The sequence below is a fragment of the Microbacterium awajiense genome (assembly GCF_039536545.1).
Taxonomy (GTDB): Bacteria; Actinomycetota; Actinomycetes; order Actinomycetales; family Microbacteriaceae; genus Microbacterium; species Microbacterium awajiense.
The window spans coordinates 126,420-137,709 of the sequence record NZ_BAAAYU010000003.1; the positions used below are offsets into that span (position 1 = coordinate 126,420).

Annotated in this window: 13 protein-coding genes; all 13 read left to right on the top strand. The window is 68.4% G+C overall.

Translation table 11 applies throughout. From position 1 onward, the window contains the following. Window positions 1–49 precede the first annotated feature (49 nt). The 13 genes from prmC (at window position 50) to ABD663_RS06185 (ending at window position 11,235) form a co-directional block, all read left to right on the top strand. Window positions 50–928 (top strand): peptide chain release factor N(5)-glutamine methyltransferase, encoded by an 879-nt coding sequence (gene prmC / locus ABD663_RS06125; protein WP_344737062.1) that lies wholly within the window; start codon window positions 50–52, stop codon window positions 926–928. Between the two features lie 41 nt (window positions 929–969). After that, window positions 970–1,788, top strand: coding sequence for an L-threonylcarbamoyladenylate synthase (locus tag ABD663_RS06130; RefSeq protein WP_344737063.1), 819 nt, complete (start codon window positions 970–972; stop codon window positions 1,786–1,788). Then, a complete protein-coding gene (locus ABD663_RS06135; RefSeq protein WP_344737064.1) occupies window positions 1,785–2,936 on the top strand; it encodes an MraY family glycosyltransferase in 1,152 nt (383 codons plus the stop codon). Before ABD663_RS06130 ends, ABD663_RS06135 begins: the two co-directional genes overlap by 4 nt. After that, complete coding sequence (locus tag ABD663_RS06140; protein WP_344737065.1) at window positions 2,936–3,412, top strand: Cg1360 family ATP-synthase-associated protein; 477 nt, start codon at window positions 2,936–2,938, stop codon at window positions 3,410–3,412. The genes ABD663_RS06135 and ABD663_RS06140 overlap by 1 nt, the downstream gene beginning before the upstream one ends. Window positions 3,413–3,505: 93 nt before the next feature. Further along, window positions 3,506–4,351 (top strand): F0F1 ATP synthase subunit A, encoded by an 846-nt coding sequence (gene atpB / locus ABD663_RS06145; RefSeq protein ID WP_344737129.1) that lies wholly within the window; start codon window positions 3,506–3,508, stop codon window positions 4,349–4,351. Between the two features lie 46 nt (window positions 4,352–4,397). Next, complete coding sequence (atpE, locus tag ABD663_RS06150; protein WP_344737066.1) at window positions 4,398–4,634, top strand: ATP synthase F0 subunit C; 237 nt, start codon at window positions 4,398–4,400, stop codon at window positions 4,632–4,634. A gap of 25 nt (window positions 4,635–4,659) precedes the next feature. Next, the gene (locus ABD663_RS06155; RefSeq protein WP_344737067.1) at window positions 4,660–5,226 is read left to right on the top strand and encodes a F0F1 ATP synthase subunit B; all 567 of its coding nucleotides are present in this window, start codon (window positions 4,660–4,662) and stop codon (window positions 5,224–5,226) included. Continuing rightward, complete coding sequence (locus tag ABD663_RS06160; RefSeq protein WP_344737068.1) at window positions 5,226–6,017, top strand: F0F1 ATP synthase subunit delta; 792 nt, start codon at window positions 5,226–5,228, stop codon at window positions 6,015–6,017. Before ABD663_RS06155 ends, ABD663_RS06160 begins: the two co-directional genes overlap by 1 nt. Window positions 6,018–6,088: 71 nt before the next feature. After that, a complete protein-coding gene (gene atpA / locus ABD663_RS06165) occupies window positions 6,089–7,729 on the top strand; it encodes a F0F1 ATP synthase subunit alpha (RefSeq protein WP_344737069.1) in 1,641 nt (546 codons plus the stop codon). Between the two features lie 18 nt (window positions 7,730–7,747). Next, window positions 7,748–8,647, top strand: a complete 900-nt coding sequence (locus ABD663_RS06170) for a F0F1 ATP synthase subunit gamma (RefSeq protein WP_344737070.1) — start codon at window positions 7,748–7,750, stop codon at window positions 8,645–8,647. Window positions 8,648–8,668: 21 nt separating this feature from the next. Further along, window positions 8,669–10,126, top strand: a complete 1,458-nt coding sequence (gene atpD / locus ABD663_RS06175; protein ID WP_344737071.1) for a F0F1 ATP synthase subunit beta — start codon at window positions 8,669–8,671, stop codon at window positions 10,124–10,126. Window position 10,127: 1 nt separating this feature from the next. Next, window positions 10,128–10,388, top strand: coding sequence for a F0F1 ATP synthase subunit epsilon (locus ABD663_RS06180; protein ID WP_344737072.1), 261 nt, complete (start codon window positions 10,128–10,130; stop codon window positions 10,386–10,388). 97 nt (window positions 10,389–10,485) lie between these two features. Then, window positions 10,486–11,235, top strand: coding sequence for a YaaA family protein (locus ABD663_RS06185; RefSeq protein ID WP_344737073.1), 750 nt, complete (start codon window positions 10,486–10,488; stop codon window positions 11,233–11,235). The last annotated feature ends 55 nt before the right edge of the window (window positions 11,236–11,290 follow it).

Sequence of the window (11,290 nt, forward strand, 5' to 3'; positions counted from 1 at the left end):
CTCCGTATGACGCGCGCCGGTGCCTGTCGGCATAGGCTTGATGCCGCTCATGGCCCCTCCCGACGCTTCCCCCGTGCTCTCCGACGCGCTCCAGCGCGCCTGCGAGCGGCTCGCGCGCGCCGGCATCCTCGACCCCGTGGTCGACGCCGAACTGCTCGCAGCCCACGCGCTCGGCATCGGTCGCGGTCAGGTGCAGGCGGCCGCCGCGCGAGGCGATGAGGTCACCGAGCGTGATGCCGCGCAGTTCGACGCCCTCGTCCAGCGGCGCGCCGCGCGCGAGCCCCTGCAGCACATCACGGGACTCGCGCCGTTCCGTCATCTCGAGCTCGAGGTCGGCCCCGGTGTGTTCGTGCCGCGACCCGAGACCGAGATCCTCGCCCAGATCGCGATCGACGCCCTCGTGGCCTCGGCGTCGCCGGCGCCGATCGCGGTCGATCTCGGGACGGGCAGCGCCGCGATCGCGCTCGCGATGGCGACCGAGGTGCCCCACGCCCGCGTGCACGCCGCCGAGAACTCTGTCGACGCGTTCATCTGGGCGAAGCAGAATGCGGCACGGATCGGCGCCGACAACGTGCGTCTCGCCTTCATCGACCTGGCCGATGCGTTCGCCGAGCTCGACGGGACCGTGTCGGTGGTGGTGTCGAATCCGCCGTACGTCCCGGACGCCGCGGTGCCCCGCGATCCCGAGGTGCGGCTGTTCGATCCGCCCGAGGCGCTCTACGGCGGCCTCGACGGGCTCGACGTCGTGCGCACGATCAGCCGCGTCGGACTGCGCCTGGCCCACCCCGGGGGCGTGCTCGCGATCGAGCATGGTGAACTGCAGGGCGCCGACATCCGTTCGCTGCTGGCGGCCGACGGGTGGCGGGCCGCCGCCACCCACCCCGACCTCACGCACCGCGATCGCGTGACGACCGCGGTGCGTCCGTGAGCCGCGGGAGCGGGATGCCCGCCGACTAGACTGTGCCCGATATGTCCCCCGTCTTCGACTGCCGCGACGAGTCGCAGCTGCTCCCCGGCATGCGTGCGGCGCGCCGTGCCATCGGCAGCGGCGAGCTGGTGGTGATGCCCACCGACACGGTCTACGGCATCGCCGCCGACGCCTTCAGCCCGGCGGCTGTGCAGCGGCTGCTCGACGCGAAGGGTCGCGGGCGTCAGTCGCCACCGCCGGTGCTCGTCGCCGGGATCACCACGCTCAAGGCGCTCGTCGCCGAGGTGCCGGCCGAGGTGGAACAGCTCGTCGGCGCGTTCTGGCCGGGTGGGCTGACCATCGTGCTCCCTGCGCAGCCGTCTCTCACGTGGGATCTCGGCGACACCGGCGGCACCGTCGCCGTGCGCATGCCGGCACACCCGCTGGCGCTCGAGCTGCTCGAGGACACCGGCCCGCTGGCCGTGTCGAGCGCGAACCTCACCGGCAAGGCGGCCGCGATCATGGCGCACGATGCGCTGGCCATGCTCGGCGACAGCGTCGCCGTCTACCTCGATGCAGGTCCTTCGAAGACGGGAATCGCCTCGACGATCATCGACGCGACCAGTCTCGTCGGCTCGGGTGAGCGCGCCGTGCGCGTCTTGCGCGAGGGCGCCGTCAGCCGCGAGGAACTGCGTGATGTCATCGGCGACCTTCTCGAGCCGATCGACGTCGACGCTGCGGAGCAGACGGCCGTCGACTCCGAGGACACGCGCGACGGCGCGCAGCCCGAGCGCGCGGAGTCCGCCTCAGCCGGGTCGACCGAGCCGGAGCCCGCGTCTGCGCCGGAGCCCGAGCCCGACGACGCCGGCGGGAACGCGTGAAGCAATACGTCTTCACGATCATCTTCACGGCGACGGTCACCTTCGTCCTGTCGTGGGCGGTCTGGCGGCTCAGCCTGCGGTACCGGCTCTACCCGGGCATCCGCGACCGCGACGTCCACACGACGCCGACTCCGCGGCTGGGCGGGGTCGCGATGTTCCTGGGTGTGCTCGCCGCCTTCGCGGTCTCGGCGCAGCATCCGTTCTTCTCGATCGTGTGGGCCGAGCCGGCGCAGATCTACGCGATCCTCGGCGCGACACTGCTGATCGTCCTCGTCGGCGTCGCGGACGACCTGTGGGATCTCGACTGGACGATCAAGCTGGGCGCCCAGTTCCTCGCGGCCGGCCTCATCGCGTGGTTCGGCGAACTGCAGATCTACACGCTCCCGATCGGCGGCATGACCGGCTTCTCGAGCTGGGTGAGTTTCACACTGACGGTCTTCTCGATCGTGATCGTCATGAACGCGGTGAACTTCATCGACGGCCTCGACGGTCTCGTCGCGGGCGTATGCCTCATCGCCAACGTGGTGTTCTTCGCGTACTCCTACCTGCTGGTGCGCGACACCGGGTCGAGCACGTACTTCACGCTCGCCTCGTTCATCGCGGCGGTGCTGATCGGCGCGTGCGTCGGGTTCCTGCCCCTGAATTGGAGTCCCGCCCGGCTGTTCATGGGGGACTCGGGAGCGCTGATGCTCGGGCTGCTGATGGCGTGCTCCGCGATCGCGATCACCGGCCAGCTCGATCCGGCGATCCTCAACCCCGACGAGTTCGGCCGGTCCCAGCTGCTCGGTGCGTTCATCCCGATCCTGCTCCCCGTCGTCGTCGTGCTGCTGCCGCTGCTCGATTTCGGGCTGGCGGTCGTGCGGCGCATGCGCGCCGGCAAGTCGCCGTTCTCGCCCGACCGCAAGCACCTGCACCACCGGATGCTCGACATGGGCCACTCCGACCGCGGTGCGGTGCTCATCTTCTACGCGTGGACAGCGGTGGTCAGCCTCGCCGTCCTGCTGATGTACATCGGCACGCAGGAGGACTGGCCGGGGGGCTACCTGTTCGGGGTCGTCTTCGGCATCGTCGGCGCCACCGCATGCCTCGTGGTGACCCTGTCGCCACGCAGAACACGTGATCGACCACGCACCCTGGAGGATGCCTGATGAGACCGACCACCATTTCGAGCACGCCGGTCATGCGTGCCGCCCTGCGCTGGACGGCGGGCATCGCCGTCGTCCTCGCTGTGGTCGGCGCCCTCGTCGGCTACCTGGTCGCGGGGACGTCAGGTCTGTGGAGTGCGCTGACAGGGATCGTCCTGGCGATCGTCTTCCTCGCGCTGACCGGACTCAGCGTCCTCGTCGCCAACCGCTGGTACGGCGGGCCGCTCTACGTCCCCATCTTCTTCGGCATCGTCCTGGGCGCGTGGGTGCTGAAGTTCATCGCGTTCATCGCCGTCCTGCTCCTGGTCCGCGATCAGCCCTGGGTGGATCCGGTGGTCTTCTTCCTCTCGCTCGTGGCCGGGGTGCTCGTCTCGCTCGCGGTCGACGTGATCGTGATGGTGCGGATGCGGCTGCCGTACGTCGGCGAGGTGGACCTGCCCGATGCCGACGAGTCGGGCGAGGCGAGATCAGCCGACTGAGTTTGGTAGGGTTGTGCGTGCGTCCGCCGGATCGCTGCAAGAGATTGCGGCGAGAAGAAGATATGACGCTCAACGACCATCGTCGCAACGGCTATCGCCGATGCCCCGAAGCTGGAGTCAGCGCTGTCCACTCAAGCTGCGACCCTGATCGCCTCTGCCGCACCCACCGATGACGAGGGCTTCCACGCCCCGACCATCTGGGAGTTCTTCCCCGACGCTGTGCTGTTCGAGGGGACGTGGTTCGCGATCACCCGGATCAACCTGATCCAGATGCTCGCGACGGTCGTGCTGGTGCTCGTCTTCTGGCTGGGCACCCGACGCATGTCCATCGTCCCGGGCCGGTTCCAGAGCGTCGTGGAGTTCGGGCTCGACTTCGTGCGCGTCAACATCGCCCACGACATCCTGGGCCGCAAGGTCGGTGATAGGTTCCTGCCGATCCTGACGACGCTGTTCTTCATGATCCTGTTCATGAATCTGCCCGGGATCATCCCGTTCCTGAACATCCCCGGTACGGCGGTCATCGCGGTGCCGCTCCTGCTGGCCCTGGTCAGCTACGTCACCTTCATCTACGCGGGACTGCGCAAGAGCCCCAAGAACTTCTTCAAGAACTCGCTGTTCCCCGCCGGTGTGCCGTGGCCGATCTACATCATCGTGACGCCGATCGAACTGATCTCGACGTTCATCATCCGTCCGGTCACGCTCACCCTCCGACTCCTCATGAACATGATGGTCGGGCACTTGCTGCTGGTGCTGTTCTTCGCAGCCACGCACTTCTTCCTCTTCACGGCCGGCGGCTGGTGGAGCCTGCTCGCAGCGGGCAGCCTCGCGTTCGGTTTCGTGTTCACTCTGTTCGAGATCCTGGTGGCCGTCCTCCAGGCGTATGTCTTCGCTCTCTTGACCGCGGTGTACATCCAGCTCGCGGTCGCCGAGGAGCACTGAGAGGTCGGCCGACGGCCGTCCCAAACAACCGAAAGGAAAATCACCCGTGGACGAAACTATGGTTCTCGCCGAGGTCAGTGGCTCGATCGCTACCGTCGGCTACGGTCTCGCGGCCATCGGCCCGGCCATCGGCGTCGGCATCGTCGTCGGCAAGACGATCGAGGGCGTCGCCCGGCAGCCCGAGCTCGCCGGCCGCCTGCAGGTCCTGATGTGGATCGGAATCGCGTTCACCGAAGCGCTGGCGTTCATCGGCATCGCCACCGCCTTCATCTTCGGCTTCTGAAGCCCCTGATACCAAAGGAGACAGGATGCTCAGCGATCTTGTCGTTCGCGCTGCAGAGGAGACCGAGGCGGCACCGAATCCGCTTTTGCCACCCGTCTACGACATCGTCTGGTCGGCGGTCTGCTTCGCGATCATTCTGATCGTGTTCTGGCGTGTCGTCCTCCCGAGGATGAACGAGCTGCTCGACGCGCGCTCTGCGGCCATCGAAGGCAACATCGCCAAGGCGGACGAGGCCCAGCGCAAGGCCGAAGAGGCCCTCGACCAGTACACGGCGCAGCTGGCCGACGCGCGGCGCGAGGCCGGCGAGATCAGGGACGCCGCCCGCGAGGACGGCAAGAAGATCGTCGCCGAGGCCAAGTCGACCGCCGCAGCCGAGGCGGCCCGCATCACCGGGTCGGCGCATGCGCAGATCGAAGCTGAGCGTCAGACCGCGATGGTGAGTCTGCGCAGCGAAGTCGGAACGCTGGCGATCGACCTCGCCGGAGGGGTGATCGGAGAGACCCTCTCCGACGATGCACGGGCGCAGGCCGTCGTCGACCGCTTCCTGGCTGAGCTCGAGCAGTCCGAGGCCCAGGAGAAAGCGACCTCCTGATGGGAAGTGCCACAACGCAGGCCCGCAACGCCCTCACGGCAGCGCTCGACGCGGCAACCGGGGTCGACCTCGGCGTCGCGACGGAGCTGTTCGGGGCGGCGCGCGCCCTCGACGGATCGCCGCAGCTCGCGGCGGCACTGGCCGATTCGTCGGCGGACGCCGACATCCGCTTCACAGTGGTCGCCGACGTCTTCGGCCCGGTCTTCCGTCCGGTCACGGTCGAGCTCGTGACCGCCGCAGTCGGCCGTCGGTGGTCATCGGCGTCCGACCTCGTCGAGGGCCTCGAAGAAGCCGCGGTGCGCGCCGCGGCGATCGCGCGTCCCGACGCCGACCTCGAGCGCGAGCTCTTCCAGTTCTCGCGAACGATCGCCGCGAACCCCGAGCTGGAGCTCGCGTTGGGAAGTCGCCTGGGTCGTGCGCAGGCGAAGGGCGAACTCGTCGAGACGCTGCTGACCGGCCAGGTCAGCGATGCCGCCGTCCTCATCGCTTCGGCGACCATCCAGCAGCCTCGCGAACGACGCGTACGCGATCTGCTCGACCGTGCGATCCGCATCGTCGCAGACCAGCGCTCCGAGATCGTCGCGACGGTGGTCAGCGCGACCCCGCTGAGCACGGCCCAGCAGGAGCGTCTGATCACGAGCCTGTCTGCGCGCTACGGCACCCGCGTCGCGCTGAATCTGGTCGTCGACCCGTCCGTCGTCGGCGGGCTGCGGGTACAGATCGCCGACGACGTCATCGACGCCAGCGTCGCGTCCCGGATCCACGACCTCCGGCAGCGACTGGCCGGCTGAACAGCTTTCCCGCGCCGCCTGCGGCGGTCGCGGAGGACTAGGGGCTGCGGCTCCACGAACGAAGGAACACAATGGCAGAACTCTCCATCAGCCCCGATGTCATCCGTGACGCGCTGAAAGACTTCGTCGCCGCGTACGAGCCCACCGGGCCGGCGGTCGCCGAGGTCGGCACCGTCGTCGACGCCGCTGACGGCATCGCCCACGTCGAAGGCCTGCCGGGTGTCATGGCCAACGAACTCGTCCGGTTCGAGGACGGCACCGAGGGGCTGGCGCTGAACCTGGACGAGCACCAGATCGGTGTCGTCGTCCTCGGCGACTTCGCCGGCGTCGAGGCGGGGCAGCAGGTGACCCGCACCGGCGAGGTGCTGTCGGTTCCCGTCGGCGACGGCTACCTCGGCCGTGTCGTCGACCCGCTCGGCAGCCCGATCGACGGGCTCGGCGCCATCGAGAGCACCGGCCGCCGCGCCCTCGAGCTGCAGGCGCCGGGCGTCATGCAGCGCAAGAGCGTGCACGAGCCGCTGCAGACCGGCATCAAGGCCATCGACGCCATGATCCCCGTCGGCCGCGGACAGCGCCAGCTCATCATCGGCGACCGCCAGACCGGCAAGACGGCCATCGCGATCGACACGATCATCAACCAGAAGTCCAACTGGGAGTCGGGCGACCCCGAGAAGCAGGTTCGCTGCATCTATGTCGCCATCGGCCAGAAGGGCTCGACCATCGCGTCGGTCAAGGGTGCGCTCGAAGACGCCGGCGCCATGGAGTACACGACGATCGTCGCCGCTCCGGCATCCGACCCCGCCGGCTTCAAGTACCTCGCCCCGTACACCGGTTCGGCCATCGGCCAGCACTGGATGTACGACAGCAAGCATGTCCTGATCATCTTCGACGACCTGTCGAAGCAGGCCGAGGCGTATCGCGCCGTGTCGCTGCTGCTGCGCCGCCCGCCGGGCCGCGAGGCGTACCCCGGTGACGTCTTCTACCTGCACTCGCGTCTGCTCGAGCGCTGCGCGAAGCTGAGCGACGAGCTCGGTGCCGGATCGATGACCGGCCTGCCGATCATCGAGACCAAGGCCAACGACGTGTCGGCCTACATCCCGACCAACGTGATCTCGATCACCGACGGCCAGATCTTCCTGCAGTCCGACCTGTTCAACGCCAACCAGCGTCCCGCGGTCGACGTCGGCATCTCGGTCTCGCGCGTCGGTGGTGACGCGCAGGTCAAGTCGATCAAGAAGGTCTCGGGAACGCTCAAGCTCGAGCTGGCGCAGTACCGCTCGCTCGAGGCGTTCGCGATGTTCGCGAGCGACCTGGATGCGGCATCCCGCCGCCAGCTCGACCGCGGCGCCCGCTTGACCGAGCTGCTCAAGCAGCCGCAGTACTCGCCGTATCCCGTCGAGGAGCAGGTCGTCTCGATCTGGGCGGGCACCAACGGCAAGCTCGACAAGATCGAGGTCGAGGACGTGCTGCGCTTCGAGTCGGAGTTCCTCGACCACCTGCGTCGCAACACGACCGTGCTCGACACGCTGCGCGAGACGAACGTGCTCGACGACGACACCGTCGCCGAGCTCGAGAAGCAGGTCGACGCGTTCACGCTCGAGTTCACGGGCGGCAAGGGACAGCACCTGGATGCTCCCGGCCACGAGGAGTACACGGCGACCGACGAGGCCGACGTGAACCAGGAGAAGATCGTCAAGGGCCGTCGGGGCTAGGCGCGCGGGGGAACAACCATGGGCGCACAACTCCGGGTCTACAAGCAGAAGATCTCCTCTGCGCAGACCACCAAGAAGATCACGAAGGCGATGGAGCTCATCGCGGCTTCACGCATCCAGAAGGCGATGGCGCGCGTGCGCGCGGCGGGACCCTTCGCGCGCGCGGTCACGCGTGCCGTGGCCGCCGTGGCGACCCACTCCGACATCGACCACCCGCTGACGCAGGAGCCCGAGACCATCCGTCGGTCCGCCGTCGTGATCTTCTCCTCGGACCGCGGCCTCGCCGGCGCCTTCAACTCGCAGATCCTGCGCGAAGGCATGGAGCTCGCCCAGCTGCTGCGCGAGCAGGGCCGGGAGCCCGTCTTCTACCTGGTGGGTCGCAAGGCGGTGGGCTACTTCCAGTTCCGTCGGCTCGACAGCGCCGCGGAGTGGATCGGCGACACCGACGCGCCGTCGTTCCACACGGCTGAGCAGATCGCCGCCGAGCTGCTGGACGCGTTCGCACGCGGCGGGGAGTCCGACGGGGTGGATGAGATCCATCTCGTGTACAACCGCTTCGTGAGCATGATGGTCCAGTCGCCCGAGAGGGTGAGACTGTTGCCGCTGGAAGTCGTCGAGGCCGAGGAGAACACCGCCGACTCGCACGTCTACCCGCTCTACGATTTCGAGCCCGACAGCTCCGAGGTGCTCGACGCGCTCCTTCCGGTCTACGTGCAGAGCCGTGTGTTCAACGCGCTCCTGCAGTCGTCGGCGGCGAAGCACGCAGCGACCCAGAAGGCGATGAAGTCGGCGAGCGACAACGCCGACAAGCTCATCACCGATTACACCCGCCTGCGCAACAACGCGCGTCAGGCCGAGATCACGCAGCAGATCGCCGAGATCGTCGGCGGCGCCGACGCCCTGGCGTCGGGCAAGTAGAACCCCACGAGAGAGACAAACATGACTGCCACCGCCACCGTCGAGACCCAGGCCGCGACCGACTCGGTCGGCCGCGTCGCTCGCGTCACCGGCCCCGTCGTCGACATCGAGTTCCCGCACGATGCGATTCCGGACATCTACAACGCGCTGAAGACGACCATCACGGTCGCCGGCGAGAGCACCGAGATCACCCTCGAGGTCGCCCAGCACCTGGGCGACGACCTCGTCCGCGCCATCTCGCTCAAGCCGACCGACGGCATGGTCCGCGGTCAGGAGGTGCGCAACACCGGCGGTCCGATCACCGTTCCGGTGGGCGACGTCACCAAGGGCCGCGTCTTCAACGTCATCGGCGACGTCCTCAACGCCGAGCCGGGCGAGACCATCGAGATCACCGAGCGCTGGGGCATCCACCGCAAGGCGCCCAGCTTCGACCAGCTCGAGTCGAAGACCGAGATGTTCGAGACGGGCATCAAGGTCATCGACCTGCTGACCCCCTACGTGCAGGGTGGCAAGATCGGTCTGTTCGGTGGTGCCGGCGTCGGCAAGACGGTCCTCATCCAGGAGATGATCCAGCGTGTCGCCCAGGACCACGGTGGTGTGTCGGTGTTCGCCGGCGTGGGCGAGCGCACCCGTGAGGGCAACGACCTCATCCAGGAGATGGAGGAGGCCGGCGTCTTCGACAAGACGGCACTGGTCTTCGGCCAGATGGACGAGCCGCCCGGGACGCGTCTTCGCGTCGCCCTGTCGGCGCTGACGATGGCGGAGTACTTCCGCGACGTGCAGAAGCAGGACGTGCTGCTGTTCATCGACAACATCTTCCGCTTCACCCAGGCCGGTTCCGAGGTGTCGACGCTGCTCGGCCGCATGCCGTCCGCGGTGGGCTACCAGCCGAACCTCGCCGACGAGATGGGTGTCCTCCAGGAGCGCATCACCTCGACCCGCGGTCACTCGATCACCTCGCTGCAGGCGATCTACGTGCCGGCCGACGACTACACCGACCCGGCGCCGGCGACCACGTTCGCGCACCTCGATGCCACCACCGAGCTCTCGCGCGAGATCGCCTCGAAGGGTCTGTACCCTGCTGTCGACCCGCTGGCCTCGACCAGCCGCATCCTCGACCCGCGCTACATCGGTGAGGACCACTACCGCGTGGCCACCGCGGTGAAGCAGATCCTGCAGAAGAACAAGGAGCTGCAGGAGATCATCGCGATCCTCGGTGTCGACGAGCTCTCCGAAGAGGACAAGGTCGTCGTGGCCCGCGCCCGTCGCATTCAGCAGTTCCTCTCGCAGAACACCTACATGGCGAAGAAGTTCACGGGTGTCGAGGGCTCGACCGTTCCGATCAAGGAGACCATCGAGTCGTTCGACGCCATCGTCAAGGGTGACTTCGATCACGTCGCCGAGCAGGCGTTCTTCAACGTCGGCGGCATCTCCGACGTCGAAGCGAACTGGGCGCGTATCCAGAAGGAGAACGGCTGACATGCCGCTTCAGGTACATCTCGTCTCCGCGGACGCGGAGGTGTGGTCGGGCGAGGCGTCGCTGGTGGTCGCCAAGACCGTCGTCGGCGAGATCGGCATCATGCCCGGCCACGAGCCGGTGCTGGCGATCCTCGCCGAGGGCCAGGTGCGCATCACCGAGACGGACGGTTCGCGGATCATCGCCAACGCCCAGGACGGCTTCCTGTCGGTCGAGAGCGATGAGCTCACCATCGTCGCCGGCAACGCGGCGCTGATTTCCTGACCGCCGCCGAGCGCCGAGAAACCACATTCCTCGGGACGAACCACCGGACAGGTGGTTCGTCACGACGGGGTGTGGTTTCTCGCATGAAGGGAGCGGGATGCTGATCCTGCTGCCGCCGTCGGAGACCAAGCGCGACGGCGGTCATCGCCGACGGCTCGACCTCGGCGGGCTCGCCCTGCCGTCGCTCACTCCGACTCGAGAGCGCGTCGTGGATGCGCTGGTGGCGCTCTCGGGTGACCCCGACGAGGCGGCGCGCGTACTCGGGCTCGGACCGACGCAGCTCGGCGAGGTCGCCCGCAACGCCGCGCTGCGCGAGGCCCCGACGATGCCCGCGGTCGACCGGTACACGGGTGTCCTCTATGACGCCCTCGACGCGGCATCCCTGGATCGCCCTGCGCGACGCTGGCTGGGTGCGCACGTCCTGATCCACTCGGCGCCGTTCGGGCCGGTCGGTGCGCTCGACGCCGTTCCCGCGTATCGACTGGGGGCATCCGCGTCGGTGCCCGGATTGCCGCCGCTGCGCCGACTGTGGGCGGATGCCACGACCGCGGTCCTCGCCGAGGCATCCCCGTCGTTCGTGCTCGACCTGCGGTCGGAGGCGTACCGCGCGCTCGGTCCCGTTCCGGATGCCGTGCCCTCGGCGTACGTCCGCGTGGTGACCGAGGACGGCGACGGCGCCCGCCGCGCGCTCAACCACTTCAACAAGCACGCGAAGGGCGCCTTGGTGCGCCGGCTGGCGGCGGAGCGTCCGCGTGCGGCGTCGGTGGCCGGCCTGCGGCGCTGGGCGGCCGCGGCGGGCGTCGACCTGCGCCCCGGCGCGCCCGGCGAGCTCGACCTCGTCGTCTGACCCGTCGCCGCCCCCGGGCGTCGAGCGGACGGGAATGCACGCGACACGCCGTGTC

Bases quoted from the DNA above. Each gene is read 5' to 3' on its own strand.
- prmC (WP_344737062.1), top strand. From the start codon at position 50: ATGGCCCCTCCCGACGCTTCCCCCGTGCTCTCCGACGCGCTCCAGCGC.
- ABD663_RS06130 (WP_344737063.1), top strand. From the start codon at position 970: ATGTCCCCCGTCTTCGACTGCCGCGACGAGTCGCAGCTGCTCCCCGGC.
- ABD663_RS06140 (WP_344737065.1), top strand. From the start codon at position 2,936: ATGAGACCGACCACCATTTCGAGCACGCCGGTCATGCGTGCCGCCCTG.
- ABD663_RS06155 (WP_344737067.1), top strand. From the start codon at position 4,660: ATGCTCAGCGATCTTGTCGTTCGCGCTGCAGAGGAGACCGAGGCGGCA.
- ABD663_RS06160 (WP_344737068.1), top strand. From the start codon at position 5,226: ATGGGAAGTGCCACAACGCAGGCCCGCAACGCCCTCACGGCAGCGCTC.
- atpA (WP_344737069.1), top strand. From the start codon at position 6,089: ATGGCAGAACTCTCCATCAGCCCCGATGTCATCCGTGACGCGCTGAAA.
- ABD663_RS06170 (WP_344737070.1), top strand. From the start codon at position 7,748: ATGGGCGCACAACTCCGGGTCTACAAGCAGAAGATCTCCTCTGCGCAG.
- atpD (WP_344737071.1), top strand. From the start codon at position 8,669: ATGACTGCCACCGCCACCGTCGAGACCCAGGCCGCGACCGACTCGGTC.
- ABD663_RS06180 (WP_344737072.1), top strand. From the start codon at position 10,128: ATGCCGCTTCAGGTACATCTCGTCTCCGCGGACGCGGAGGTGTGGTCG.
- ABD663_RS06185 (WP_344737073.1), top strand. From the start codon at position 10,486: ATGCTGATCCTGCTGCCGCCGTCGGAGACCAAGCGCGACGGCGGTCAT.